22 protein-coding genes and 1 pseudogene are annotated in these 26116 nt (G+C 67.9%); 4 read left to right on the forward strand and 19 right to left on the reverse strand.

Annotated elements, in window-relative coordinates:
* Positions 1–67: 67 nt before the first annotated feature.
* From F3087_RS44625 to F3087_RS44645, 5 genes are all read right to left on the reverse strand, one after another.
* Positions 68–1177 (reverse strand): ABC transporter ATP-binding protein, encoded by a 1110-nt coding sequence (locus F3087_RS44625; RefSeq protein ID WP_150408275.1) that lies wholly within the window; start codon positions 1175–1177, stop codon positions 68–70.
* A 9-nt stretch (positions 1178–1186) separates the two neighbouring features.
* Complete coding sequence (locus tag F3087_RS44630; protein ID WP_223885827.1) at positions 1187–1981, reverse strand: carbohydrate ABC transporter permease; 795 nt, start codon at positions 1979–1981, stop codon at positions 1187–1189.
* An 83-nt stretch (positions 1982–2064) separates the two neighbouring features.
* Positions 2065–3030, reverse strand: coding sequence for a carbohydrate ABC transporter permease (locus F3087_RS44635; protein WP_150408277.1), 966 nt, complete (start codon positions 3028–3030; stop codon positions 2065–2067).
* Positions 3031–3032: 2 nt separating this feature from the next.
* Entirely contained in the window at positions 3033–4394 is a 1362-nt protein-coding gene (locus F3087_RS44640; RefSeq protein WP_150408278.1) for an ABC transporter substrate-binding protein, read from the reverse strand.
* Positions 4381–5382, reverse strand: coding sequence for a sugar-binding transcriptional regulator (locus F3087_RS44645; protein ID WP_150408279.1), 1002 nt, complete (start codon positions 5380–5382; stop codon positions 4381–4383). Before F3087_RS44645 ends, F3087_RS44640 begins: the two co-directional genes overlap by 14 nt.
* Before the next feature lie 101 nt (positions 5383–5483).
* Between F3087_RS44645 and F3087_RS44650 the strand changes: the two genes are divergently transcribed.
* A complete protein-coding gene (locus tag F3087_RS44650) occupies positions 5484–6971 on the forward strand; it encodes a mannitol dehydrogenase family protein (RefSeq protein WP_150408280.1) in 1488 nt (495 codons plus the stop codon).
* A gap of 13 nt (positions 6972–6984) precedes the next feature.
* Here the strand turns inward: F3087_RS44650 and F3087_RS44655 are convergent, their stop codons facing one another.
* Positions 6985–7743: an acyl-[acyl-carrier-protein] thioesterase gene (locus F3087_RS44655; protein WP_150408281.1), complete on the reverse strand. Its 759-nt coding sequence runs from the start codon at positions 7741–7743 to the stop codon at positions 6985–6987.
* Between the two features lie 211 nt (positions 7744–7954).
* On the opposite strand from F3087_RS44655, the gene F3087_RS44660 reads away from it, so the two are divergent.
* On the forward strand, positions 7955–8701 hold the full coding sequence (locus F3087_RS44660; RefSeq protein WP_150408282.1) for an alpha/beta fold hydrolase: 747 nt from the start codon (positions 7955–7957) through the stop codon (positions 8699–8701).
* Between the two features lie 197 nt (positions 8702–8898).
* Here the strand turns inward: F3087_RS44660 and der are convergent, their stop codons facing one another.
* The 13 genes and pseudogenes from der to F3087_RS44725 form a co-directional block, all read right to left on the reverse strand.
* On the reverse strand, positions 8899–10308 hold the full coding sequence (der, locus tag F3087_RS44665) for a ribosome biogenesis GTPase Der (RefSeq protein ID WP_150408300.1): 1410 nt from the start codon (positions 10306–10308) through the stop codon (positions 8899–8901).
* Positions 10309–10319: 11 nt separating this feature from the next.
* A complete protein-coding gene (gene cmk, locus F3087_RS44670) occupies positions 10320–11063 on the reverse strand; it encodes a (d)CMP kinase (RefSeq protein WP_150408283.1) in 744 nt (247 codons plus the stop codon).
* Positions 11063–12154, reverse strand: a pseudogene (locus F3087_RS47035) (pseudouridine synthase); the annotation flags it as partial. The pseudogene F3087_RS47035 and the gene cmk, both read right to left, overlap by 1 nt.
* Positions 12155–12751: 597 nt before the next feature.
* Positions 12752–13396, reverse strand: a complete 645-nt coding sequence (scpB, locus tag F3087_RS44680) for an SMC-Scp complex subunit ScpB (RefSeq protein WP_150408301.1) — start codon at positions 13394–13396, stop codon at positions 12752–12754.
* Positions 13397–13986: 590 nt separating this feature from the next.
* On the reverse strand, positions 13987–14877 hold the full coding sequence (locus F3087_RS44685) for a segregation and condensation protein A (protein ID WP_150408302.1): 891 nt from the start codon (positions 14875–14877) through the stop codon (positions 13987–13989).
* A 395-nt stretch (positions 14878–15272) separates the two neighbouring features.
* Positions 15273–16217 carry a ParA family protein gene (locus tag F3087_RS44690; RefSeq protein ID WP_150408303.1) on the reverse strand — a complete coding sequence of 315 codons (945 nt, stop codon included), beginning with the start codon at positions 16215–16217 and terminating at the stop codon, positions 15273–15275.
* 225 nt (positions 16218–16442) lie between these two features.
* Entirely contained in the window at positions 16443–16907 is a 465-nt protein-coding gene (locus tag F3087_RS44695) for a cupin domain-containing protein (protein WP_150408285.1), read from the reverse strand.
* 395 nt (positions 16908–17302) lie between these two features.
* A complete protein-coding gene (gene xerD / locus F3087_RS44700; protein WP_150408286.1) occupies positions 17303–18256 on the reverse strand; it encodes a site-specific tyrosine recombinase XerD in 954 nt (317 codons plus the stop codon).
* A gap of 13 nt (positions 18257–18269) precedes the next feature.
* Complete coding sequence (locus F3087_RS44705; protein ID WP_150408287.1) at positions 18270–18932, reverse strand: NUDIX domain-containing protein; 663 nt, start codon at positions 18930–18932, stop codon at positions 18270–18272.
* A gap of 4 nt (positions 18933–18936) precedes the next feature.
* Positions 18937–20658 (reverse strand): CTP synthase, encoded by a 1722-nt coding sequence (locus F3087_RS44710; protein WP_150408288.1) that lies wholly within the window; start codon positions 20656–20658, stop codon positions 18937–18939.
* Between the two features lie 77 nt (positions 20659–20735).
* Positions 20736–21680: a copper transporter gene (locus tag F3087_RS44715; RefSeq protein ID WP_150408289.1), complete on the reverse strand. Its 945-nt coding sequence runs from the start codon at positions 21678–21680 to the stop codon at positions 20736–20738.
* A gap of 13 nt (positions 21681–21693) precedes the next feature.
* On the reverse strand, positions 21694–22908 hold the full coding sequence (gene steA, locus F3087_RS44720) for a putative cytokinetic ring protein SteA (RefSeq protein ID WP_150408290.1): 1215 nt from the start codon (positions 22906–22908) through the stop codon (positions 21694–21696).
* Between the two features lie 248 nt (positions 22909–23156).
* Positions 23157–23597: a hypothetical protein gene (locus F3087_RS44725; RefSeq protein ID WP_150408291.1), complete on the reverse strand. Its 441-nt coding sequence runs from the start codon at positions 23595–23597 to the stop codon at positions 23157–23159.
* A gap of 744 nt (positions 23598–24341) precedes the next feature.
* Between F3087_RS44725 and F3087_RS47360 the strand changes: the two genes are divergently transcribed.
* Positions 24342–25469 carry a M23 family metallopeptidase gene (locus F3087_RS47360; protein WP_223885825.1) on the forward strand — a complete coding sequence of 376 codons (1128 nt, stop codon included), beginning with the start codon at positions 24342–24344 and terminating at the stop codon, positions 25467–25469.
* Positions 25470–25587: 118 nt separating this feature from the next.
* Positions 25588–26007 carry an SRPBCC family protein gene (locus F3087_RS44735; RefSeq protein WP_150408293.1) on the forward strand — a complete coding sequence of 140 codons (420 nt, stop codon included), beginning with the start codon at positions 25588–25590 and terminating at the stop codon, positions 26005–26007.
* Positions 26008–26116: the final 109 nt, after the last annotated feature.

A 26116-nucleotide genomic window follows, 5' to 3' on the forward strand; every position in this document is an offset into this window, starting at 1 on the left:
CGTTAGTAGCCCACCGTGCATTTGTCCGCACACGAAGTGATAACGCATTGTTCACGTATCGGCACGCCTATTCGGTGATCCGTTCGCCGGTCACCGGGTGGAACAGGTGCACCGCGGCGGCGTCGGTCACGGTCAGGCTGACCGATTCGGCCAGCTTGGCCGGCGACCGGATCGCCGAGCGGGAGACGAACAGGAACGATTCGCCGTCCAGGCCGGTGACCTTCGCCGAAGGCCGGGCGTAGACATAGGATTCGCTGCCCAGCTCCTCGACGAGTTCCACGGTGACCGCGAAACCGGTTCCGTCCCTGCGCAGTTCGAGCTGCTCGGGGCGGATGCCGATGGTGACCGTGTCCAGGTTCGCCGCGGCCAGCCGGGTCATCGCGTCGCGCGGCAATTCCAGTGTGGTGCCCGCGATCTCGACGCCGCCGGAGACCAGCGCGACGGTGCACAGGTTCATCGACGGCGAGCCGATGAAGCCGGCCACGAACGCGGTGGCGGGGCGGTCGTAGAGCTCGGCGGGGGTGCTGAACTGTTGCAGCCGACCGTCGCGCAGCACCGCGACCCGGTCGCCCATGGTCATGGCCTCGACCTGGTCGTGCGTGACGTAGACGGTGGTGGTGCCCAGGCGCCGTTGCAGGGCGGCGATCTGGGTGCGGGTCTGCACGCGCAGCTTGGCGTCGAGGTTGCTCAGCGGCTCGTCCATGCAGAACACCCGCGGCTCGCGCACGATCGCGCGGCCCATGGCGACCCGTTGCCGTTGCCCGCCGGACAGTTTCGCCGGTTTGCGGTCCAGGTACGGGGTGAGGCCGAGCAGTTCGGCGGCCTCGGCGACGCGTCGTTTGCGTTCGGACAGCGGCACTTTGAGCATCTTGAGCGCGAAACCCATGTTCTCGCCGACGGTCTTGTTCGGATAGAGCGCGTAGTTCTGGAAGACCATGGCGATGTCGCGGTCCTTGGACGGGACGCCGACCATGTCGGCGCCGTCGATGCGGATCGAGCCCGCGTCGATCTCCTCCAGGCCGGCGAGCATGCGCAGCGCGGTGGACTTGCCGGAGCCGGAAGGCCCGACCAGCACGATGAATTCGCCGTCGGCGATGTCCAGGTCGAGCGAGTCGACCGCCAGGGTTTCCGCGCCGGGGTAGACGCAGGAAGCCGAGTCGTAACGAATGGTGGCCATGGTTTTTCCTTACTTGATGGCGCCGAACGAGAGACCGCGCACCAGCTTGTTCTGCGCGATCCAACCGGCCAGGACAACGGGCAGCGCGGTGAGCACCGCGGCGGCGGACAACCTGGCCCAGTACAGGCCCTCCCCCGTGATGAAGCCGACCAGGAACACCGGAATGGTCTGGGCCTGCACGGCGGTCAGGTTCACCGCGAAGAAGAATTCGTTCCAGGAGAAGATGACGCAGATCAGCGCGGTGGCGGCGATGCCGGGCGAGACCAGCGGCAGGATCACCTCGCGCACCCCGGTCCAGGTGCTCGCGCCGTCCATGCTCGCCGCCTCCAGTAGTTCGCTGGGCACCTCGAGGAAGAACGAGCGCATCATCCAGACCGCGATCGGCAGGTTCATCGCGGTGTAGAGGATGACCAGCGCCCAGATGTTGTCGAGCAGGCCGATGTCGCCGACGATCACGTACAGCGGGACGATCGCCGCGACCACCGGCAGCATCTTGGTGCCGATGAAGAAGAACAGCGCGTCCTGGGTGCGGCGGACCGGGCGCAGCGACAGGGCGAACGCGGCGGGCAGGCCGAGGACGAGCACCAGGATCGTCGACATCGCGGTGGCGAAGGTGGAGTTCAGCAGCGTGGTGCCGATGCCGCTGTCCAGGACCGCGGCGAACTGGTCGAGGGTCGGGGTGAAGAACAGCTTCGGCGGGTCGGTGTAGGCGTCGCCCTCCTGTTTGAACGCGGTGAGCACCATCCAGAGCACCGGGAAGAAGAAGCCGATGCCGACCACCCAGGCCAGGGCGCTCCAGAACATCCCCGCCTTGCTGCGCCGCCTGCGCACCTTGGCGGCGGGCTTCGCGGCGTCGGCGGCGGACTTCTGGTCGAGGGTGTGCGCAGTCATGCTGCTTCCTCTTTTCCGGTGAAGGACTTGAACAGCAGGCGCAACGCCAGGGTGGCCACCACGGTGGTGGCGATGACGGTGACGACGCCCATCGCGGCGGCCTGGCCGATGTCGAAGCCGAGGAACGCGCGCTGATAGATGTAGAAGGGCAGGTTGGAGCTGGCGATGCCGGGACCGCCGGAGGTCATCATGTACACCGCGTCGAAGGTGTTGACCAGGTAGATGGCCCCGAGCACCGCGCCGAGCTCGATGAACCGGCGCAGGTGCGGCAGCGTGAGTTCGCGGAAGACGGCGAAGGAGTTCGCGCCGTCGACCTTCGCGGCCTCGACGATGTCGCGCGGCATGGACTGCAACCCGGCCAGGATCAGCAGCATCATGAACGGGGTCCACTGCCAGACCAGGTCGGCCATCACGGCGGGCAGCGGATATTTGCTCACCCAGTCGACCTGGCCGACGCCGAACGGTTTCAGCACGAAGTTGACCAGGCCGAAGATCGGGTCGAGCATGGTGGTCTTCCAAATGAGCGCGGCCGCGACCGGAGTCACCAGGAACGGGGTGATCAGCAGGGTGCGCACCACGCCGCGGCCGAAGAACGCGCGGTCGAGCAGGAGCGCGAGCAGCAGGCCGAGGATCACCGAGATGAGCACGGTGCCGACGATCATGATCACGGTGTTCAGCGCGACCTCACGGAACTGGCTGTCCCGGAACACATCCGCGTAGTTCTGCAACCCGTTGAAGTGCCGGGAGCCGGGGCGCACCAGGTTCCACGACTGCGTCGAGTAGTACAGCGTGAAGACGAACGGCACCTGGGTGACCACGAGCATGAAGATCAGCGCGGGCAGCAGCGGTCCGCGGCGTCGCCAGCCTTCGGCGCGGGAGACGTGGTCGCGCCGGGAGACGAGCGGCGGCGGCGTGGCCGGCTTCTCGGCGGACGGCGGTGGGGCGGTGGTTGTTTCGGACATGATTACTGGCCCTCTCGATACGACCGGCCGACCACCTCGGCGTACTGCTGGGCCTGGTCGAGCGCGGCCCGGACGCTGATCCGGCCGGCGATCGCGGCGCTGATCTGCTGGCTCACCCGGGTGCCGAGGTCCTGGAACTCCGGGATGGTGATGAACTGGATGCCGGTGTAAGGCACCGGCCGCACCCCCGGGTGTTCCGGATCGACACCCTCCATCGCCGACAAGGTCAGCGGCCCATACGCTTTCGCGGCCTCCCTGTACTCGGGAATCTGATAGGTCGACAGGCGGCTACCCGGCGGGACGTGGGACCAGCCGAGTTTCTCGCCGACCATCTTGATGTACGGCTTGCTGGTCATCCAGGAGACGAATTTCCAGGCGGCGTCGGGCTTGTCGCTGGTCTTCGGGATGCCGAGGGACCAGGTGTAGAGCCAGCCGGAGTTGGGTTTCTGCTGGATCGGCGCGAGCGCGTAGCCGATCTTGCCGACCACCTTGCTGGCGGCGGGATCTTCCAGCACGCCGACGGCCGAGGTGGCGTCGTACCACATCGCGGTGTTGCCCTGGGAGAGCTGCGTGGCGCATTCCCCGAAACCGCTTGTCGCCGCGCCGGGTTCACCGTGCTCGCGGACCAGGTCGATGTAGAACTCCACGGCCCGAACGACTTCCGGGCTGTTCAGCTGGGCGTGCCAGTTCTCGTCGAACCAGCGGCCGCCGAAGGTGTTGATCACGGTGTTGAGCGGGGCCAGCGCCTCGCCCCAGCCGGGCTTGCCGCGCAGGCAGATGCCGGAGCGGCCGTGGTCCGGGTCGTCGAGCCTGGCGGCGGCGTCGGCGACCTGGTCCCAGGTCGGTTCGGCGGGCATGGTGAGCCCGGCCTGCTCGAACAGGTCCTTGCGGTACATCAGGAACGAGGACTCGCCGTAGAACGGCACCGAGTACATATTGCCCTGATAGGACAGCGACTTCTGTAGCGACGGAATGAAATCCTGCTCGTCGTAGCCGGGGGTGTTGCGGGCGTAGCTGGACAGGTCGGTGAGCCAGCCGTTGGCGGCCCACTGCGGGGTCTCGTAGTTGCTGATCATCACCACGTCGAACTCGCCGCCGTGGGTGGCGACCGAGGCGGTGATCTTGGCCCGCGCCTCGTTCTCCGACAGCGACACGAATTTCAGTTTGGTGCCGGGGTTTTCGCGTTCGAACTCACCGGATAGCTTGATCGCGTCCTGCATCTGCGAGTTCGACACCATGGCGATGGTGACCGTGTCGCCGCCGCCGGAGGTGAACGAACCCGCGCCCGCGCAGCCCGCCGTGGCGAGAACCGTCGAAACGGCCAGCGCCAGTGTGTTTCTCCGCCATGGGCTATGCCTGCTCATCGGCCGCGCCCTCCTTCTGCTCCAGCAGCCACCGCGCGCATTCGAGGTCGGTGACGAGAATCTTGGCCAGGCCGCCGCGCAGCACCGCGAGGGTCGCCTCGTGTTTGACCGCGCCGCCGGCGATCAGCAGCGTGGCCGGACAGGCGCGGATCGCGTCGAGACCGACCGAAACCGTACGTGCGGCAAGCGATCCCGGAACGTCGGCGCCGTCGGCGCGGAAGAAACGGCCGCCGATCTCGCCGACCGCGCCGAGTCCGCGCAGCTCGTCGAGGATGGCGCTGTCGAGGTAGCTGCCCTCGAACAGGGTGGTCGCGGTGGAGACGGTGCCGACGCCGAACATCATCACGTCGGCGTTGCGGCCCAGCGCCATCGGATGGCCGAGCAGCGAATCCTGTTCCAGCGCGGTCACGGTCGCGGCGTCGGCGTAGAGCGGGGCGTTCAGGCGGACCGGGGTGGCCTGGAGCACGGTGGCGCAGCGGCCGAGGGTGTAGTCGACGCCGGTCTGGTAGTCGACCGAGGTCATCGATCCGTCGAGCTGGACGACGGTGGCGCAACGCGCGGACTTGGTGCGTAATTCGTGCGCGACGGCGATTGTCTCTGGGCCCCAGGTGAATCCGAGGGTGGACTGCGGTTGCAGCCGGCGGGCGAGCACGCCGACCGCGGCCCGGGCCAGCGGCAGCAGGCCCGAGGGTGAGCCGTCGGGGACGTCGCGGAGCACGACGACCTCGGTGAGGCCGAAGGCGCGCTCGAGGTCGCTCTCCAGGTCGGTGTGCACGGCGTCGCGCAGTTCGTCGGGGACGCTGATCTCGATGCGCACCAGGCCTTGTGCGCGGGCCCTGGCGATGAGCCGGCCCGCGGTGGGGCGGGAGACCCCGAGTTTGGCCGCGATTTCGGCCTGAGTCGCGCCTTCTAGGTGATAGAGCTGCGCGGCGCGGAGCGCGAGCCGGACGTCATCGGGCGTACCCGGGCGGGAAGGGACGGTGGCCACGCGGCCTCCTCATCGAGGCTGAACATATGCTCAGCATGTGAGCTACTGCTCACAGAGGGTACCATCCGAGATGTGACGTACACAACAGTGGTGGGGTAGTTATGACTTGGGACACAAGCAAGCCGTTGCGTGCCGCGACGCTGCACGACCTCGACTCGGCGATCGCCGTGCCGACCTATGACCGGACGGGAATCACCACCGGCATAGTGCATTTCGGTGTCGGCGGGTTTCATCGCGCACATCAGGCGATGTACATCGACCGGCTGCTGGAGGCCGGCGGCGCACGGGAGTGGGGCATCTGCGGGGTGGGCGTGCTGCCCGCCGATCGCCGGATGCGGGACGCGCTGGCCGCGCAGGACGGGCTGTACACGCTGTCGGTGCTGGCACCGGACGGCAGCTGGGCCACCCGGGTGATCGGCTCGATCGTCGAATACCTGTACGCGCCGGACGATCCCGAGGCGGTACTGGCCAAGCTCGCCGATCCGGCCACCCGGATCGTCTCGCTCACCGTCACCGAGGGCGGGTATCACATCTGCGCGACCACCGGCGAATTCGATGCCGACGCCGCCGACATTCAGGCCGATATCGCGCCGAATGCGTTGCCCGCCACCATCTTCGGGCTGATCGTCGAGGGACTGGCGCGGCGCAGAGCGCACGGCGTCGCGCCCTTCACGGTGATGTCGTGCGACAACATCGAGGGGAACGGGCATGTCGCGCGGGCGACGTTCAGCGCGTTCGCCCGGTTACGCGACCCCGAACTCGGCGAGTGGGTGGCGCGGGAGGTGCGGTTCCCGAACTCGATGGTGGACCGGATCACACCGGTCACCCCGCCCGAGGCGGCGGCGGAGGTGGCCCGGCGGTACGGAGTGGCGGATCGGTGGCCGGTGGTGACGGAGCCGTTCACCCAATGGGTGCTGGAGGATTCGTTCACCCTCGGACGACCGGACTACGGCTCGGTCGGCGTGCAGTTGGTCGATGATGTCGCGCCGTACGAATTGATGAAGCTGCGGCTGTTGAACGCGAGTCACCAGGCGCTGGCCTACTTCGGCTATCTCAGCGGGTACCGGCTGGTGCACGACGCGGCGCAGGATCCGGCATTCCAGCGATTCCTGTTGCGGTACATGGACATCGAGGCGACGCCGACCCTGCTACCGGTGCCAGGGGTCGACCTCGACGCGTACAAGCGCACGCTGATCGAACGGTTCTCCAATCCGGCGATCGGCGACACCGTGGCGCGGTTGTGCGCGGAGTCCTCCGATCGGATACCGAAGTGGGTGCTCCCGGTGATCCGGCAGCGACTCGCGGCGGACGGCGAGATCGCCTGCGCCGCCGCGATTGTCGCGAGCTGGGCACGTTATGCGGAGGGTATCGACGAACACGGCGAGACGATCGACATCGTGGACCCCCTGCGCGAACAGCTGATCCCGCTGGCCCGCCGGCAGCGCGACGATCGCACCGCATTCCTCACTGCGCGTTCGGTTTTCGGTGACCTGATCGATGAACCACGGTTCGTGAGCGCCTATGTCGCGGTGCTGGACTCGCTGTACGCCAAGGGCGCTCACGCCACCGTCGCGGAGCTGGGAGGTTAGCCGGCGACCGGATTCAGATGGGGACGACCTTAGTCACCGCGTGGGTTTCGCCGGCGACGGTGAACCAGATGTCGAGGGCCGAGCGGGTGCGGAAGGCGGCCAGGTCGACGTCGTCGCCGGACTTCAACGGCTTCACGTACTCGATGATCGCGCGATGCGGGCCGGACTTCAGGTCGTCGTGGTCGGCCAGGACCTCTTCGACGCCGCTGAGGTAGACCGAGTTGTTGACGTGGTCCAGCATGTCGATGTCGGTGATGCGCAGCGGGAACGGGCGCACGGTGACGCCGTCCGCGTCGGCGGCCGGCGCCGGATCGGTGAGCGCGGCCTTCCAGCGCAGCCGGTGTTCGGTGGTGGCGGCCAGCATCGGCTCCATGAAGCGGTCGCTCATCCGGGCGGGCACGCCGGATTCGGTGCCGAAGTGGATCAGGAAGGCCTCGGTCTCGACCAGGCCGCCGGCGCTGCCGCTGATCTGCACCCGCATATTGCACCAGCGGGTGGACAGCCCGGAGCACCAGCGGCGCAACGTGACCCGCTCGCCGAACTGGATCGGCTTGAGCACATCCATCACCGTCCGGCGCACCACCCAGCCGCGATGGGTGTCGCCGTCCTCGACGGCATCGAGATGCTCGAACCCGATGTCTTGCAGATAGCGGGCGATGGCGTCGAGCCGAAGGCGTTGATCGCCGTCGGTGTCGGCGAGACGTACCGGCCACCCCGTTTCGAACGGGGTTCCGGCGGTCGGACGTTCCGGCAGCACGCTGGGAATGACCATGGACGGATAATGCCAGGTCACCTCCCCCGCGCGCGCGTCGGCACGGTCAGCGCGTCGCGCATCTCACACCCGTCGGCGGTCGGATACCAGCGCTCAGGCGGGGAATCTCAGCCGTTCGGCCGGTACCCGCCGCTGCGCACGACACCTACGTTCGATGGCGCAGAAGCGTCCGATGACGTCGATTTCGCCCTCTAGTTACGGAGTGATCCTCATGCCGACAGTGTTCGTCCACGGCGTACCGGAAGTGCCCAGCATCTGGGACGAGGTTCGGGCTCATACGAAAGGCGACACCGTGGCGCTGCGGCTCCCGGGTTTCGGCAGCCCGCGCGCCGCGCACTTACGCGGCAAGGATGATTACGCGGCCTGGCTGGCCGACGAATTACGCGCCATCGAAGGGCCGATCGATCTGGTCGGACACGACTGGGGCGGGCACCTCGCACTGCGCGTGGCCACGGCGTCCGACGTGCCGATACGTAGCTGGGTCAGCGACGTCGTATACGGCTGGCATCCCGACTACGTGTGGCATCAGATCGCGCAACTCTGGCAGACCGGCGACGGCGAGGCGGCGATGGCCGGAGCCCGCGCCGCCGTACCCGGCAGCGGCGGCACCTTCGGCGATTATCTCCGGCCGCGCGGGGTGAGCGCCGCACTGGCCGGCGAGATAGACGCCACCCACGACGAAACCATGAGCGCGGCGATCCTGGCGCTCTACCGATCCTCGACGCCCAATCTGCATGCCGACTGGGGCCGCGAGATCACCGGCCCGGCAAGCATTCCCGGCCTGGTCATCACCCCCGCCGCCGACCCCATGGCCGATGTAGCCGGCGATACCGAGATGGCACAGCGCCTCGGCGCAAGTCACGCCGTCCTGGACGGCCTGACCCACTACTGGATGATGCAGGACCCCGCCCGCGGCGCCGAGATACTCCACCAATTCCACGCCACCGTCCCCGCCTGAGCACCATCAGCAAGGGTGGCCACCGCGCACGAGTCGTGCGGCCGCGCATGAGTTATGCGGCCGCGCTTGAAATTGCGGGCGATTTCGTGCGCGACTTGCGAAAAAGTGCGCAGGCGGGGGCTTCTAGGCGGAGCTGTCGAGGGAGAAGAGCCCCGGGGCGCGGACGCGTCTCGGGGCTCTTCAGCTGATCGGCTGGGTCAGCGCTTCTTGGAGGTGCGTTCGCGCTTTTCGCGGACGCGGACCGAGATGCGGACCGGGGAGCCGTCGAAGTTGAACTCTTCGCGCAGGCGGCGCTCCAGGAAGCGGCGGTAGCCTGCCTCGAGGAAGCCGGTGGTGAACAGGACGAACGTCGGCGGGCGAGTCGTCGCCTGGGTGGCGAACAGGATGCGCGGCAGGCGGCCGCCGCGCATCGGCGGCGGGGTGGCCGCCACGACTTCCTTGAGCCAGGTGTTCAGGCGGCCGGTGGAGACGCGCTTGTCCCAGGACTCGAGCGCGGTTTCCATGGCGGGCACCAGCTTCTGCACCGCGCGGCCGGTGTGCGCGGAGATGTTCACCCGCTGCGCCCACGGGACGCGGACCAGGTCGCGATCCACCTCGCGGTCGAGTTGCAGGCGGCGGTCCTCGTCGACCAGGTCCCACTTGTTGAAGGCGAGCACGAGCGCGCGACCGGAGTCGGCGACCATGCTGATCACCCGCAGGTCCTGCTCGGTGATCGGCTCGGACGCGTCGATCAGCATGATCGCGACCTCGGAGGCCTCCAGCGCCGCCTTGGTGCGCAGCGACGCGTAGAACTCGGTGCCGTTGGCGTGCGAGACCTTGCGGCGCAGGCCGGCCGTGTCGACGAACTTCCAGATCTTGCCGCCGAGATCGACCAGCGAGTCGACCGGATCGACGGTGGTGCCCGCCACGTCGTGCACGACCGAGCGCTCGTCGTCGGCCAGCTTGTTCAACAGGCTGGACTTGCCGACATTGGGCTTGCCGACCAGCGCCACGCGTCGCGGACCGGTGCCGCCGGTGCCTTCGCGCGGGGTTTCCGGCAGCACGGCGAGCACGTCGTCGAGCAGATCGCCGGTGCCGCGACCGTGCGCCGCGCTGACCATCCGCGGCTCGCCCAGACCCAGCGACCACAGCGCGGCCGCCTCGGATTCGACCTTCTGATCGTCGACCTTGTTGGCGACCAGGATGACCGGGATCTCGGAGCGGCGCAGCATCTTCACCGCGGCCTCGTCGGTCGCGGTCGCGCCGACCACGGCGTCGACCACGAGCAGAATCGCGTCGGCGGTCTGCATGGCCACCTCGGCCTGCCGGGCCACCGACTGTTGCAGGCCCTTGGCGTCGGGCTCCCAGCCGCCGGTGTCCTGCACCAGGAAGCGGCGCCCGGACCAGTTGGCCTCGTAGGAGATTCGGTCGCGGGTGACGCCGGGGATGTCCTCGACGACCGCCTCGCGCCGGCCCAGAATGCGGTTCACCAGGGTCGACTTGCCGACATTCGGGCGGCCCACGACCGCCACCGTCGGCATGGCCAGAACTTCTTCACCGTCGAACTCGCCGTCGAGATCGGTGAGCTCCCAATCGGTTTCGTCGCTCCAGATGCCGTCGCCGGCCATCACGTCTTCAGTCACTGCGGACCTCCCGTCCTGGTCGCCGAAATCTGCTGCGCGACAACGCGGTACAGCTCGTCGATGACCTCATCCATGTTCAGGTCGCTGGTGTCGACCAGCACGGCGTCGTCGGCCGGACGCAGTGGGGACACCTTGCGGGTGGAATCGAGGTTGTCGCGTCGCTGCACGTCGGCGAGCACGGCCTCGTAGTCGTCGCCGCGGCCTTCGGCGATGTTCTGCTGGTTGCGCCGGTGCGCACGAGCCTCCGCCGAGGCGGTCAGGTAGATCTTGGCGTCCGCGTCGGTCAGTACGACGGTGCCGATGTCGCGGCCCTCGACCACGATGCGCTGTGCGGCCGCGGCGAGGTCGCGTTGCAGCGCGACGAGCAGATCGCGGACCTCGGACACCGCCGAGACCGCGGAGACAGCCTTGGTGACGGCGTCGCCGCGGATCTCCGCGGACACGTCCTCACCGTCGAGCTCGATCACCTCGCGGCGCGGATCGGTGCCGATGGACAGCGGCAGCTCCTTGACCGCCGCACCGATGGCGGCGGCGTCGGTCAGCTCGATGCCGGCCCGCAGCACGCGCAGCGTGGCGACCCGGTACATCGCGCCGGTGTCCAGGTAGCGGGCACCCAGCCGGGTGGCGAGGCGACGCGAGACGCTGGATTTACCGGTGCCGGACGGGCCGTCCATGGCCACGACGAGCGGACTGGTCCCCGACAGCTGCCGGGGCGCCTCGACCGGAATCTCCACACCCATCACAACGACACCGCCTCGTAGAGTTTGCCGATTTCACCGCGACCGAGCACGCGCAGCGTGCCGGGGCGTTGGTCGCCGAGCGCGACCGGACCGATATTGGTACGCACCAGCCGGGATACCGGATGACCGACCGCGTCGAGCAGCCGGCGCACGATGTGCTTGCGCCCTTCGTGCAACACCAGTTTCACCAGGGATCGTCCCTCGTTGATCTCCAGCACCTGGAAGCTGTCGACCTTCGCCGGGCCGTCCTCGAGCTCGATGCCGTCCTTGAGCTTCTTGCCGATCCCCTTGTGCACCTCGCCGTTGACCGTGGCCAGGTAGGTCTTGGAGACCTCGTAGGACGGGTGCATCAGGCGGTGTGCGAGATCGCCGTCGTTGGTGAGCAGCAGCAGGCCCTCGGTGTCGGCGTCCAGGCGGCCGACGTGGAAGAGCCGCTGACCGGCCGCGATGCGCTCGGCGACGATGTCACCGACGCAGGGGCGGCCGAGATCATCGGACATGGTGGACTGCCAGCCCTTCGGCTTGTTCAGCACGATGTGCACCAGCTCCGAGCGCACCATCACCCGGGTGCCGTCGACGCGGACCACGGCGAGTTCCGGATCGATCCGCAGGCCCTGCTCGACCACGATGGCGCCGTCGACCTCGACGCGGCCCTGCGCGATCATCTCCTCGGCGGCGCGGCGCGAGGCCACACCCGCCTTGGCGAGGACCTTCTGCAAGCGTTCGCCCTCGCCCCACGGCATCTTGTCGTGGCCCTCGGACGTGGCCGGCTCGACATGCTGACGCTTGGCGGGCTTGGCGTTGTTCAGCGTCGGGTTCGACTGGGTCTGCTTCTGCGGCTTGGGGTTCTTCTTCTTGCCGGTCGGCGCGGACTGGGCGGCGCGCCGCTGCGGGATGCTGCCGGTCGACCTGGCGCCGGGCTGCGCGTCGGCGCGGTAGGAGTTGCCGGACTGGGCGTTGCCCTGACCGGAACCGCCTTCGTTGCGGCCGCGGTAGGCATTCCCGCCGGAGCCGGCTTCGCTGCGGTTGCGGTAGGCGTTGGCGGCCGAACCGGATTCGCCGCGCGAGCCGTTGCCTTCGCTGCGGCCGCGGTAAGCGTTTCCGCCGGTACCGGCCTCGCTGCGATCGCGGTAGCTGTTGTCGCGCGAGCCGCGGTAGCCGCCTTGCGCGGAGCCTTCGCTACGGCCGCGGTAGGCGTTGCCGCCCTCGGAGCGCTCGCGGTAGCCGCCTTGCGACGAGCCACCTTCGGAGCGGCCGCGGTAAGAAGTGCCGCCCTGCGAAGAGTTGCCGCGGTAGCCGCCGGCCTGCGAGTTGTTGTCGCGCGAGCCGCGATAGCCGCCCTGGGCGGAGCCTTCACTGCGGCCGCGGTAGGCGTTACCGCCCTCGGAGCGCTCACGGTACGAGCCGCCGGCCTGCGCGCCACGATCGGAGCGGCCGCGCGGGCTGCCACCTTCGGAGCGGTCGCGGTAGCCGCCGCCTTGGGCTGCGCCACCGCGATATGCGTTGCCGCCCTGCGCGTTTCCGCGCGAGCCGCCCGACGGGGCTGCGCCGCGGTAGCCGCCCTCGCTGCGCGCCGCGCCGCGTTCTGTCCCCCTTCGAGCGGCGCCGCGCACGGGGCGCTGCTCGTCACTGCGTTTCCTGCGATCCGGTGTGCCATCTCGGCGAGCGGAAGTATTCATTTTGTCCTGTCAATCCTCGCTGCCGAGGTCCAAGTCGGCCTCGGCGGGTTTTTTCAGCCTGGTGTAACGGGGGTCCGTATCCAGGCTCTCGTTGATCTCATCGATCAGGTCGACGCCCGGGAGCAAGGGCGCCAGCGGCGGCAAATCGGTCAGCGACGCGAGTCCGATCCGTTCCAGGAACAGCTCGGTCGTGCAATACGTCGTCCCGTTGGTTTCCGGGTCGACGCCTGCCTCGGCGAGCAGGCCCCTGGCCAGCAGCGTGCGCATCACCCCATCGACGTTCACGCCGCGCACCGCGCTGACCCTGGTCCGGGTCACCGGCTGACGGTATGCCACCACCGCCAGAGTTTCCAAAGCCGCCCGCGTCAATTTGGTGCGGGCGCCATCGAGCAGCACCCGCTCGACATATGGTGCGTACTCGCTGCGAGTATAGAAGCGCCAGCCGTCCCCGACGAAACGCAGATCGATCCCGCTCCCCCGCGCGGACAGCTCGGCCCGCATCTCCCGCAACACCTCGTCCACCCGCTCGGTGGTGTCGTCCAACGCCGCCGCCAGCTGCTCTACCGGGGCCGGAGCGTCCACGACAAGCAACATCGCCTCCAACGCCGACCGGAATTCAGCATCCTCCAAATGCTCAGGCGTGAACTCCGCCACTGTGTTCTTGGCGACTGGTGTCGCGTCGTAGGTGGTCGAGTTGGGAGCGTCGGTTTCCGGAGTCCCAGCCTTCGCAGCTGAGGTTGTGTCGTCGGCGTCGGAGGGTGCATCGTCCGCGTCCGAAGTCGTGCCGTCCACGTCTGAAGTGGCGGCGTCCGCGGCCGATGTCGCGCCGTCCACGCCGGCGGACGTCGCATCGCGGACAACCGCCGTCGCGCCGTTCTCACCGGACAAGGCATCCTCGGCAACAACAGCGGTCGCGTCGGCGACACCTGCGGACGTCGCGCTGTCAGTAACTGCGGTCGAGGTGTCTGGTTCGGTTGCGATGTCCGCGTCCGAAGGCGCGGCGGTAGCAGCGGCGACGGCTGAGGTCCGGCCGGCTGCTGCTGTGGCTCGGGCGGCTGGGGTTGCGGTGTCTGTGGGCCGAGCGGTGTTGTCGGCTGCGGAGGAATCGGCGGATTCCGGGGCGGCGGTGCTGGTTTCGCGCGCGGTGGTGTCGCCCGAAGTCGGCGCGGCGGGGTGGCCGACGGATTCGGGGGCGTCGGCGGGGAGGTCGGTGGAGTTCGCGACCTCGGCGTCCACGGAGTCGTTCACCCGTAATCCTCCTCGATGTTCAGGTTTTGCTCGGCTTCGGGGGCGTCGTCGCCGATCCAGCTGATGGACAGTTGGCCGAGCGGGTCGGGCTGGTCGAACTCGATCGTCTTGCCGCGGTAGAGCTCGAGCAGGGCCAGGAAGCGCGCGACGATCTCGATCGGGGCTTCGCAGTCCTCGACCAGCTGGCTGAAGGTGGTCCAGCCACCCTTGCCGGCCAACTTCAACCGTTCGAGCACGAGCGCGGCTTGTTCGGCGACCGAGATGGCGTGCGAGTGCAGGTGGTCGAGGCCGACCCTGGGCACCGGGCGCGGGCGGAACGCCGCGGCGGCGATCGCGGCGAACTCGTGCGCGTCTACTCCCAGCGTAACCTCGGGCAGCAGGTCGGCGAAGCAGTCCTCCAGGCCGACCGCGCGCGGGTATCGGCGCAGCGCGACGGCCTCCAGCTCGCCGAACAACTCGGCCACCTGTTTGAACGCCCGGTATTGCAGCAGCCGCGCGAACAGCAGGTCCCGCGCCTCGAGCAGCTCGAGGTCCTCGGCGTCGGTCATCTCTCCCGACGGCAGCAGCCGCGCGGCCTTCAGATCGAGCAAGGTGGCTGCGACAACCAGGAATTCGGTGGTCTGATCCAGGATCTTGTCCGCGCGCAAAGTCACCGCCGCGGTATTACCGGACAACGCGGCGGTCAAAGCCTTGGTATACGCGATGAATTCATCGGTGACCTGATGCAACGCCACCTCGGTGACGTCCAACTTGCGCGAACTGATCAGCGTCAGCAACAGATCGAACGGCCCCTGAAAGTTACTCAGCCGCAGATGAAACCCGGACTTCTTCTCCTCCGCCGCAGTTTCCTCCGAGCCGCCCGCCGCAACCGCATCGCTCGACGCCACCTTGCCCGCAACCACCGCGCCGCCCACGCCCGCCGCATCGTCTGCGCCGCTGGCCACAGCGTCTGCCGCGTCGCCCACAACGTCGGTGCCAGCCGTTTCGTCTGCGGCAGCCGCATCGCTCGCGTCGTTGGCAACTACCACATCGCCGGCACCCGCCATGTCGCCCTCGATCGACTCCGACAGCAGGTCGGAATCCGTGGTCGTGGGCTCGTCGGGCATCTCGACATCATCGAGCACGGGGGTGTCGGGGGCTTCGCCCAGGTCCGGCGTTGCCGGGTGGTCGGCGCGCGCGGAGGCCCGCTCCAAGAGGTCGCCCGAGGGGTGGTCGTCGCCGTGCGCGACCCCTTGGCCGGTCGAGTGGGTGGTAGCGGGTGGCGCGGCGTCGGGGCCGCCGATCACCGGCCCGACCGGTGGATGACTTCCCGCGCCATCGCCCGATATGCTTCGGCTCCACTGGATTTCGGCGCCCAGGTGGTGATCGGCTCGCCGGCCACGCTGGCGTCGGGGAACCGGACGGTGCGGGAGATCGCGGCGTCGTAGACCAGGTCGCCGAACACCTCGACGACGCGGGCCATGACCTGACGCGAATGGAGTAGTCGCGCGTCGAACATGGTGACCACGATGCCGTAGAGACTCAGCCGCGGGTTCAGCCGGTCACGCACTTTCTCCACGGTGTCGTTGAGCAGCGCGAGCCCGCGCAGCGAGAAGTATTCGCATTCCATCGGAATGATCACACCGTCGGCGCAGGCCAGCGCGTTGACCGTGAGCAGGCCGAGCGACGGCTGACAGTCGATGATGATGTAGTCGTAGCGATCGCGGATGGAATGCAGTGCGCGGCCGAGCGAATGCTCGCGGCCGACCTCGTTGACCAGCTGGATTTCCGCGGCCGACAGGTCGATGTTGCTGGGCAGCAGGTCCATGTTCTCGACCCGGGTCTGCATCAGCACGTCATCGATCGAACCCTTGGAGCCGACCAGCAGGTCGTGCACGGTGAGGTCGAGATCGTGGTGGGCCACACCCAATCCCGCGGACAGCGCGCCCTGCGGGTCGAGGTCGACCAGCAACACCTTGCGTCCGTATTCGGCCAGCGAGGCGCCGAGGTTGATGGTGGAGGTCGTCTTGCCGACGCCGCCCTTCTGGTTGCACATGGCGACGATGAGGGCGTCGCCGTGGCGTTCCAGCGGTGGCGGGTCCGGCACGAGGCGCAGTGGGCGTCCGGTCGGTCCGAGCGCCGCGTCCTCCGGGACTGGTTCGGCTCCGGTGCCCCACAGGGTTTCGGCCGCGGCCTCCGAGTACGGACCCGTGCGCTGTCCCGTGCGCGGCTCCGCCCCAGCACCCATCGGCGGCTCTGCCGCTTCGGCTGATGTCACGATCCGCTGCTCCTTATACGTTCCTGCCCGTTGCCTCGCCGAGCGTAGCGAGGCCGATCAGGCCCGACCCTCGCTTTCGTACGGTCCGACTCCCGATAGACGCTACCGCGTGCGAGGGTGCAAGTGCCGCGACGCGCGCGGCGTGTTCGCAGCACCACGCCGTGCCTCGAACAGCACGACGCTACCGCGTATCGCTCAGCGCCACTCCGGGTCACCGTCGAAATGCACGTCGAAGCGGTCGTGCAACTCGTCCATGCTGTCCCATTCCGCCTCCCCACGGGCGATCCGGCCGAGCTGCCGGAAATATTCGAACCGCACGATACCCGGTGTCAGCACCGCCAAAAACTCCGCCGGACCGTCGGCGGACGCACCGAACGCGTGCACGGTGCCGGGCGGCACGACGACCAGTCCGCCCTTGCGCACCGCGCTCAATTCACCGTCGACCAGAAATTCCATGATGCCGTCGAGGACGTAGAAGATCTCCGTCGACTGCGTGTGGTGATGTGGCCGAGTGCCATTCGCGCCCGCGGCGAGCACCAGGCGGTTCGCGCCGAACAGGCCCTCGGAGTTCTGGCTGTCCTCGAGCAGCTGGAAGGAACCGCCGCCCGGCAGGGCTACCGCTTCGACCTCGGATTCCTGGACGATGAAAGACTTTGGCATTCAACTCACCTCGCGTCGCGCACGTCGAGGCCCACACCCCGACAGAGAGGTCAACCGGACTGAGGTCCAGTTTCTTCCGGCGGAGGTCGGCCTGTCCCAGTGAGTACGAGCGGGCTGCTCAGCTTCGCCTGGCCAGTGAAAACTGAAGACCTACCCAGGTTTTCACTGAAGTAATGCTGGGCGCGTCGTGTGCCGTACCCGGCTTACCTCCGCGGTCAGGTGCGCAATGTTGCGTTCCAGCGTGGTCATCTGGCTGTGGTGGCGTTTCGAGAGGGCTTCGCAAACCTGCTTCGTCTGGCACATATCTATCAGCCTGCGGAGTGGTGTGCGAGGTCAGAGACAAGTGTGCGAAGGCGAACCTATCTGGCGCTTGGTCTCTGGTGGTTGTTGAGGGTTCAGCGGGCTCGGGGGTGGGCGGTGGCCCAGACTTCGCGCAGGGTGTTGACGGTTACCAGGGTGTAGATCTGGGTGGTGGTTACCGAGGCGTGGCCCAGAAGTTCTTGGACCACGCGGACATCCGCGCCGCCGTCGAGGAGGTGGGTGGCGAACGAGTGCCGCAACGTGTGCGGGGAGACGGTCGCGGCGATGCCCGCGCGTTCGGCGGCGGTTTGCAGTACCTGCCAGGCACTTTGCCGCGAGAGCCGACCGCCGCGGGCATTGAGGAACAGCGCGCCCGCGTTACCTTTTCCGCTCGCCGCGAGTTTCGGCCGTCCACGAACGAGATACGCGTCGACCGAGGCGAGCGCCGGCCTGCCGATCGGCACCATGCGTTGCTTGCCGCCCTTGCCGTGCAGCACGACGGCACGTTCGTCGGTGTCGATGTCATCGACATCGAGCCCGACCATCTCGGAAATTCGTGCGCCCGTGGAGTACAGCAGTTCCAACAGCGCACGATCGCGCAGCCCGCGCGGACCCCCGTCGGTGCCGGGCGCGGCATCGGGATCGCTGACCGAACCGCCGCCCGCGGCCTCCAGCAGCTTCAGCACCTGGTCGTAGGGCAGCGCCTTGGGCAGCCTGCGACCCGGTGCGGGCGGTTTCACCGCGTGCGCGACATCGGTGGTGGTCATCCCCTCCGCCGCGGCGAAGCGGTGCAGCCCGCGCACCGCGATCAGCGCGCGAGCCACCGAACTGGCGGCCAGCGGCGGGAATTCGGTGCCGCCGGCCCGCAGCGCCATGGTGAACTCGGCGACGTCGGCCTCGGCGACCTGGTCGAGCGCGGTGATGCCGCGCCCGATCAGGAAGTCGAGGTACCGGCCGAGGTCCCGCCGGTACGCGCCGAGGGTGTTGCGCGCGGCGCCGCGCTCGACCGCGAGATGGTCGAGGTAGGCGTCCAATTCCCGCGCGAGCACCGGCGGTCCCCCGTCAGTCCGTCGACTTCGCGGCGGCCTTGCGGCGCAGGAACGCCGTCGGCTGACCGGGCCACGGCGCATCCGCGGGACGTAGCTCGACATTTCCGGCCCGGGCCGCGGCCAGCGCGAGCACACCGGCCACGGCGGTCGCGTTGACGATCTCCCCGGCCAGCGCCGCGCGCACCGCCTGATCGACCGGCATCCGGACGATCTCCAGGTCGGCTTCCTCGTTTTCCGGCTCCGGCTGCTCGGTGTCGTACAGCCCACGCGCGCAGTAGACCCGCAGCGCCTCGTCGGTGAATCCCGGCGAGAGCGCCACATCCACCAGCACCGCCCATTCCCTTGCGGCCAGCCCGGTCTCCTCGGCCAGCTCGCGCTGCGCGGCGACGAGCGGGTCCTCGCCGGGCAGGTCGAGCAGTCCGGCGGGCAGCTCGAGCAGCCGCCTGCCGATCGGATGCCGGTACTGGTTGATCAGCACCACGTTGTCGTCGGCATCGATCGCCGCGACGGCGACCGCGCCGTGATGCTCGATCACCTCACGCTCGGCGACCTTGCCGCCGGGCATGCGCACCTGGTCGAGCCGCAGCGCCAGAATGGCGCCGCTGTAGACGGTCTCGCTGGACACGGTCTCGAAATCGTGGCTGCCCTTTTCGGCGCTGCCACCGTCCTGCGTCATCGCCTTAGGCCTGGTCCGCCGCGCTCGCGAATTCCTCGTCCGGGATGTCCACCGGAAGGCGCTCGGCGAGCTTGTATTTCAGCGCCGCCGCGACGAGCGCCGCGAACAGCGGGTGCGGGCGGGTCGGGCGGCTCTTCAGCTCCGGATGCGCCTGGGTGGCGACGAAGAACGGGTGCACGTCGGCGGGCAGTTCGACGAACTCGACCAGGTGCCCGTCCGGCGAGGTACCGCTGAACTTCAGGCCGCTCTTGGCGATCCGGTCACGGTAGGCGTTGTTCACCTCGAAGCGGTGCCGGTGCCGTTCGGACACCTGCTCGCTGCCGTAGGCCTGCGCGACGACCGAACCCTTCGCCAGGATGGCCGGGTAGGCGCCGAGCCGCATGGTGCCGCCCAGATCGGCCTCGCCCGCGACGGCCTGTTCCTGATCGGCCATCGTGGAGATCACCGGATGCGGTGTGTCCGGCTCGAATTCGGCCGAGTTGGCCTCGGTCAGGCCGACCGAACGCGCCGCCTCGATGACCACGCACTGCAAGCCCAGGCACAGCCCGAGCAGCGGAATGCCGCGGGCCCGGGCGTAGCGGATCGCGCCGACCTTGCCCTCGATGCCGCGGATGCCGAAGCCGCCGGGGATCAGCACCGCGTCCACGTCCCGCAACGCGGCCTGCGCGCCGGCCGGGGTCTCGCACTCGTCCGAGGGCACCCAGCGGATGAGCACCTTGGCGCGGGAAGCGAATCCGCCCGCACGCAGCGCCTCGGTGACCGACAGGTAGGCGTCGGGCAGGTCGACGTACTTGCCGACCAGCGCGACCTCGACCGTCTCCCGCGGCGAATGCACCCGGTCGAGCAGGTCGCCCCACACGGTCCAGTCCACGTCGCGGAACGGCAGCCCGAGCTTGCGCACCACGTAGGCGTCGAGGCCCTCGCGATGCAGCACGCGCGGGATGTCGTAGATCGACGGCGCGTCCGGGGTGGAGATGCACGCGTCGACATCGACGTCACACATCAGCGCGATCTTGCTCTTCAGCGCCTGCGGCACCTCGCGATCGCAGCGCAGGATCAGCGCGTCCGGCTGGATGCCGATATTGCGCAGCGCCGCGACCGAATGCTGGGTCGGCTTGGTCTTGAGCTCGCCGGAGGGGGCGAGGTAGGGCACCAGCGAGACGTGCAGGAAGAACACGTTGTCCCGGCCGACATCGTGCCGGATCTGCCGAGCCGCCTCCAGGAACGGCTGCGACTCGATATCGCCGACGGTGCCGCCGATCTCGGTGATGACCACGTCGGGGGTCTGATCGTCGGCATCCGGCGCGCTCATGGCGAGCACCCGGCTCTTGATCTCGTCGGTGATGTGCGGGATGACCTGCACCGTGTCGCCGAGGTATTCGCCGCGACGTTCCTTGGCGATGACTGTCGAATAGATTTGCCCGGTCGTGACATTCGCGTCCCGGGTCAGGTCCCTGTCCAGGAACCGCTCGTAGTGACCGACATCCAGATCGGTCTCGGCCCCGTCCTCCGTCACGAAAACCTCTCCATGCTGGAAGGGGTTCATCGTGCCGGGATCGACGTTCAGATAAGGGTCGAGTTTCTGCATCGTGACGCGCAGTCCACGCGCCGTCAACAGCTGACCGAGGCTGGAGGCGGTAAGACCTTTACCCAATGAGGAGGCGACTCCACCGCTGACGAAGATGTGCTTCGTGGCCGTTCGCGCCTGATTCCGTGTATGACCCACGGGTCTTCACGGTAACACGGATCAGGCGTCCAGTTCTAACGCCACGCACGTTTGCTGTCAGTTGGCCGGAACGGTTCTCATCGCGGCGCGGAGGCCAATGTGAGCGAGGTCGCCTTCTCGCCGGTGCCGTATCGGCCGGTGCCGCCGTTGAGCTGCTCGCTCAGCGCGAGGACGGTGGTGACGCGGCCGATTTCCCGGTCCAGGTTGTCCACGGTGCTGACCGAGGTGGCGAGGGGGCCGTCGGAGCGGACGACGGCGAGCGGGCCTGGGTTCTCCGCGGCGCCGGAACGTCCGGCGAGCACGACGCCCGCGCCGCGGCCGCGCAGCGCGCCGGCGAAGCGGGCGATGTTCGCGCCCTGGCTGTTCTCGCCGGACTTGGCGCCGTTGCCGGTGATCACGACCGCGGACTGGGCCGGACGCACCTGCGTGTCGCCGTAGGCGAGGAAGCCGCCGCCGCGCAGGGTCTCCAGCACGAGGCCGAGTTCCTGTGGGGTGCCGCGGGTTTGCCCGTTGGCCGGATCGAGCAGCAGCACGGTGCCGAGCAGGTCGCCGGCCATGCTGCCCTGATCGACTGCGCCGGTGCGCAATTGGATGCCGGCCGGGATGACGTTGGTGACCGTGGTGCGCATCCGGTCGCCCTCGGTGGCGTCGACGAACGCGTCGGTGAGCGAGATCCGGCCGGTGATGGTGGCGCCGGAGGTCTCCAGGGACTTGGTGACGCCCTCGATGTCGGCGGGGTCGGCGTCCGGGGTGGTGAACACCGCGACGGTGCGGTCGGCCAGGGTGCCGCCGAGGATGCGGCCAGCGGAACCGGCGATGAAGCGGTCGGCCGAGTTCAGCTGATCGGTGAGCCTGCGGTTCTGGTCGGAGACGGTGTCGACCTGCTGACGCAGATCCGACTTGTCCGCACGCAATCCCGACAGCAGATCCGCGGCCAGCGTCTGCGAACCGAGCACCACGCCGATGGCGAGGGCCAGGAAGATCGCCACGATCGAGACGGCGTGCTGGCGTAACGAGATCATCGTTCTCCCTTGGTTATTTGTCGCCGGCGCCGACCAGGCCCTGCGCCCACAGCGCGAACCGGTCCCAGGTGTCGGTGGCCCAGGCGAGGGCGTCGGTGCCGGTGTTGGAGGCGAGCAGCACCACGATCACCGCGATCAGCGCGGCCAGCACCACCAGCGCGATGCCGATGCCGGACACCCGATTGCGGTACAGCGTGGCCACGGCCTTCGCGTCCATCAGCTTGGTGCCGAGCTTGAGCCGGGTGAGGAAGGTCGCCGGGTTGCTCTCGCGGCGGCTGCGGTCGAAGAAGTCGTCGAGGGTGGCGGCCGCGCCCGCGGTGACGATCAGCGACGCGCCGTGGTGGTGGGCCAGCAGCAGCGCCAGGTCGGCGGGCGCGCCGGTGGACGGAAAGGTGGTCGCGCCGATGCCTAGGTCCTGGATGCGTTCCAGGCCCTTGGCGTGGCCGTCGGTGTCGGCGGGCAGGATCACCTCGGCGCCGCATTTCAGCGTGGCGGAGGTGATCTCGTCCGGGTCGCCGACGATGAGGTCGGGGCGGTAGCCCTGCTTCATCAGGGTGTCCGCGCCGCGGCCGACGCCGACCATGATCGGCACGTACTCCTTGATGAACGGCTTGAGCCGCTTCAGGTCCTCGACATGGTCCGGGCCGTCGGCGACCACGATCACGTGCCGGTGTTTCATCGACAGTTCCAGCTCCGGCACGCCGATGCCGTCGATCAGCAGCGCGCTCTCGGTGCGGATGAACTCGATGGTGTTGCCGGCGAACGCCTCCAGATGATCGGCGAGGCCGTTGCGCGCCTCGATCATCCGCTCGGCGATGTCGGAATCGGTCAGCTCGATGCCCTTGACCAGGACCTCGGGTTCCTTCTTGATCACCTTGTCGGCGTAGACGACGCCCTCGTCGATGCGGACCTTGATGCCGTCCTTGATCTTGCTGAACGCGTCCGAGCTCACCGTGTCCAGCAGCAGAATATTGTTCGCCACCAGCACTTCCGGGCCCAGGTTGGGATAGCGGCCGGAGATCGACGGCGAGGTGTTGATCACCGCGACCACCCCCGCCTCGACCAGCCGGTCCGCGGTGAGCCGGTCCAGGTCCATCTCGTCGAGCACGACGACATCCCCTGGTCCGACCCGTTTCAGCAGACGCCGGGTGTTGCGATCCACCCGGGCTATCCCGGAGAGGCCGGGCAGCGTTTCGGTGTTCCTCGACAACAACGCCAGCATCTTCATGCCCCCGATGCTGCCCCCAAACCCTCAACCTTTGCTGGAGGCGCGCCGTACCACCTACCACATACGTCACTGTGATAACAGTGACACGACTTACGACACGCGGAAGAACTCGTTGCAGGGGGCGACTTCCGGGGTGGTCATACCCGATAGAAGGTCAAGGATGGCGCTACTTCTCGACCTTCTCCGGCCACGCGAAATGCCGCCTCGAGATCGCCGGCGAATCGAACCGGCTCACGAACCACCCGTCGCTATTTACCAGGCCAGTTGTTCAGCCATTGGAATTCACCGCCCCGGACCCAATACCCGAGATCGCCACCCTCCGGCGACATGGCCTTATAGAAGTACTGGTGGCGCCCGCCTCCGGGCACCCAGACCGAACCATCCCTGGACGGGGTGAACCCACCCTCCACATGCTGGCCGGTCTTGATGCAGTCGCCGGCCCGCATCGAGGACGTCGAACCGAAGCTTTTACCTCTTCCGTACTTGTTCGTCGTTGTTTCTCGTCCGTTTCTACCGCCGATCCAACCGGCCATCGCGTTGTAGCCTTCGTCTTTGCATACCTGAATTCGATCAGTGAGATATGCCGAAGGCTCCGCTGTGGCCGTGGGCATCACGCATGACATGCCCGCGACCACGAGCGCAGTGGCGATGCCGACTTCACCAACGCGCCATACCGATACGACGTCCATTTAGCCCGTTCCTCTCCTGATTATCGCGGTTCCAGAACGCGGAGCGCACTGGCCGATCCAGACACACCGTTCGATATTCGGCACCGACACAGTGGCGGATGGGGCTGCTACATCAACGGAGATCATGTGGTGCCAGTCACACGAGCGGGTTACTTCGCGCGCCTAACGAGCAAGACCGCTATCGTTTCGTTACCGTCGATCAGCCCCGACGACAGCTCGACGTGACGCGACAAAGGACGACTGCGTGATGTGCCTCGAAATAGCCAGGGAGACCAGGCTTTTGCGCCGAAGACCAGACATTTCTCCGATATCGCCAGGTTCTGGACAATGCCGACAAATGCGGTCGATTCGATGAGCCGGTACCGGGCGGCCGACACCGATCGACGGTTTGTGGCAGATCTGCGCAATTCGGACGGCATTCAGCAAAGTTATGGCTATCACGCGGCGAGGGTCGACTCGTGGGCGGGGTTGGATGAGCCGTGGTCTGCTGAGGAGCAGTGGGCGGCTGAGGGATCGTGGGCGGCTGAGGGATCGTGGGCTGCGGGCGACCGATGGGTGGCTGGCGAGGAATCGTGGGCCGAGGGCGACCAATGGGCGCGGCCGGCCGATCAGTGGGCGGCGGGCGATCAATCGGCACGCCCTGCCGATCAGCGGCAATCGTTCGATGATCAGCGCGGGCGTTCGCGGGATCGCAGGCGTTCGCGGGATCGGTCGCCATCGGCTGAACAACTGCCGCCGTCAGAAATGTCGTGGCCTTCCCAGGACAAACAGGCGCGATCGAGTGATCAGCGGCCGCAGCCGGATCAGCGGACGTCGTCGATGGATCGGCGAACGCGCTCAGGCGACCGGTGGCCGTCGACGGACCGGAACGAACGATCAGGCACGTCATGGCCGTCCACAAACAAACTGCGGAAACGGCACAGTCCACCGGCGTCGGCCGACCAGTTGCCCCTCCCGGCCGACTCGTGGCCGTCCGAGGATCGAGCTCCACTGCCGGACAATTTGTGGTCGCCGTCCGATCGGGCGGCGTTGTCGAACGATTCGCGCTCGTCCGATGACCAGTTGGCGGCGGATGATCAGTGGTCGCAGTCGGCTGATCCGTGGTCGCCGGCAGATTCGCAGCGATCGAACGTCGCGGACCTTCCGGTTCGGGTCGAGCGGCGGGGTGGCAAGCATCGGATGCCTGCACCGCCGGCCGCGCTGCGGGGGCGCGCGGCGATCGTCGCGGTTGCCGCCGGTGCGCTGGTTGCCGCGGGGCAGAACCTGGTGACCAGTACCGACAAGGCGCCGGTGGAGACGGTGGCGCCGATGGCGCTCGGCCAGGCGCAGGCGATGCCCCAGGAACCGGCCGCTACCGAGCCGGGGTTGCTCGATGAGGGGCCGGCCGATCTCGGTCAGTTCAGCGACATCCTGAGCAACGGCAGCAAGGTCGCCGAGGAGATGACGGCCGAGGCGGAGGCGAAGTTGCGTCCGCTGTTCATGAAGTTCACCACCGGCACCTTCACCTCCGGGTACGGGATGCGCTGGGGCGCACTGCATCCGGGCGTGGACATCGCCGCGCCCATCGGCACCCCGATCGTCGCGGTCGAGGACGGCACGGTGATCAGCTCGGGGCCGGCCGCCGGGTTCGGCATGTGGGTGCGACTGCTCGGGGACGACGGCACGGTCACGGTCTACGGCCACATCAACACGTCACTGGTCACCATCGGTCAGCACGTGATGGCGGGCGACGAGATCGCCACGGTCGGCAACCGCGGCGAAACCACCGGACCGCACTGCCACTTCGAGGTCTGGCTCAACGGCACCAACCGCATCGACCCACTCCCCTGGCTCGCCACCCGCGGGATCAGCCTCGGCCAAGAACGCGACTGACGGCACCTGCCTTCGATGCATCGAGTGAACTGTCTGTGACACCGGTTACATCGACACACGGGACGCCAAGGTAATACCTATATGCTGCCCGTCACAGGTAACTCGAAGAGGAGACCCCATGGCCAGCACGACCGTCGACGCCGTCATCGCCGCCCCGCGTGATGTGGTGTATCGGCTCTTCGCCGACCGCGAGAGCATCAGCCCGTACCTCCCGATCAACGTCAAGTTGACCAAGCCCGGCCTGACCGAGCGCGAAGGTGTCGGCGCGCAGCACCTGCTCGGCGTCGGCCCGGTCGGCGTCACCGAGGAGATCACCAAGCTGGTCCCCGGCGAGCGGATGGAATACAAAATCGTCAAGGGCGCCCCGGTAAAGCGCCACGTCGGCGTAGTCACCTTCACCGACACCGACAACGGCACCCTGGTCTCCTACACAATGGAGTCCGACCCCAGCCTCCCCGTCCCCGCCAAGGTCCTGGAATTCGGCCTGAAGAACCTGATCACCCAGTTCATCAAGGCAGCCCAAAAAGCCGTGCGCTAGTAGTCCACGCCGGCGAACACCGGAGATCGAGTCGGGACTCCGGGGCTCCCCACACGACTCGATCCCGGCGTTCGCCGGGAAACGGCAGGGGCCTTGGACGGCGGCGCGG

This window comes from Nocardia colli (genome assembly GCF_008704205.1).
GTDB lineage: Bacteria > Actinomycetota > Actinomycetes > Mycobacteriales > Mycobacteriaceae > Nocardia > Nocardia colli.

Bases quoted from the DNA above. Each gene is read 5' to 3' on its own strand.
- F3087_RS44625 (WP_150408275.1), bottom strand. From the start codon at position 1,177: ATGGCCACCATTCGTTACGACTCGGCTTCCTGCGTCTACCCCGGCGCG.
- F3087_RS44630 (WP_223885827.1), bottom strand. From the start codon at position 1,981: ATGTTCTGGAGCGCCCTGGCCTGGGTGGTCGGCATCGGCTTCTTCTTC.
- F3087_RS44635 (WP_150408277.1), bottom strand. From the start codon at position 3,030: ATGTCCGAAACAACCACCGCCCCACCGCCGTCCGCCGAGAAGCCGGCC.
- F3087_RS44640 (WP_150408278.1), bottom strand. From the start codon at position 4,394: ATGAGCAGGCATAGCCCATGGCGGAGAAACACACTGGCGCTGGCCGTT.
- F3087_RS44650 (WP_150408280.1), top strand. From the start codon at position 5,484: ATGACTTGGGACACAAGCAAGCCGTTGCGTGCCGCGACGCTGCACGAC.
- F3087_RS44655 (WP_150408281.1), bottom strand. From the start codon at position 7,743: ATGGTCATTCCCAGCGTGCTGCCGGAACGTCCGACCGCCGGAACCCCG.
- F3087_RS44660 (WP_150408282.1), top strand. From the start codon at position 7,955: ATGCCGACAGTGTTCGTCCACGGCGTACCGGAAGTGCCCAGCATCTGG.
- der (WP_150408300.1), bottom strand. From the start codon at position 10,308: ATGGCCGGCGACGGCATCTGGAGCGACGAAACCGATTGGGAGCTCACC.
- cmk (WP_150408283.1), bottom strand. From the start codon at position 11,063: ATGGGTGTGGAGATTCCGGTCGAGGCGCCCCGGCAGCTGTCGGGGACC.
- F3087_RS44690 (WP_150408303.1), bottom strand. From the start codon at position 16,217: ATGGGTGCTGGGGCGGAGCCGCGCACGGGACAGCGCACGGGTCCGTAC.
- F3087_RS44695 (WP_150408285.1), bottom strand. From the start codon at position 16,907: ATGCCAAAGTCTTTCATCGTCCAGGAATCCGAGGTCGAAGCGGTAGCC.
- F3087_RS44705 (WP_150408287.1), bottom strand. From the start codon at position 18,932: ATGACGCAGGACGGTGGCAGCGCCGAAAAGGGCAGCCACGATTTCGAG.
- F3087_RS44715 (WP_150408289.1), bottom strand. From the start codon at position 21,680: ATGATCTCGTTACGCCAGCACGCCGTCTCGATCGTGGCGATCTTCCTG.
- steA (WP_150408290.1), bottom strand. From the start codon at position 22,908: ATGAAGATGCTGGCGTTGTTGTCGAGGAACACCGAAACGCTGCCCGGC.
- F3087_RS44725 (WP_150408291.1), bottom strand. From the start codon at position 23,597: ATGGACGTCGTATCGGTATGGCGCGTTGGTGAAGTCGGCATCGCCACT.
- F3087_RS47360 (WP_223885825.1), top strand. From the start codon at position 24,342: ATGTCGTGGCCTTCCCAGGACAAACAGGCGCGATCGAGTGATCAGCGG.
- F3087_RS44735 (WP_150408293.1), top strand. From the start codon at position 25,588: ATGGCCAGCACGACCGTCGACGCCGTCATCGCCGCCCCGCGTGATGTG.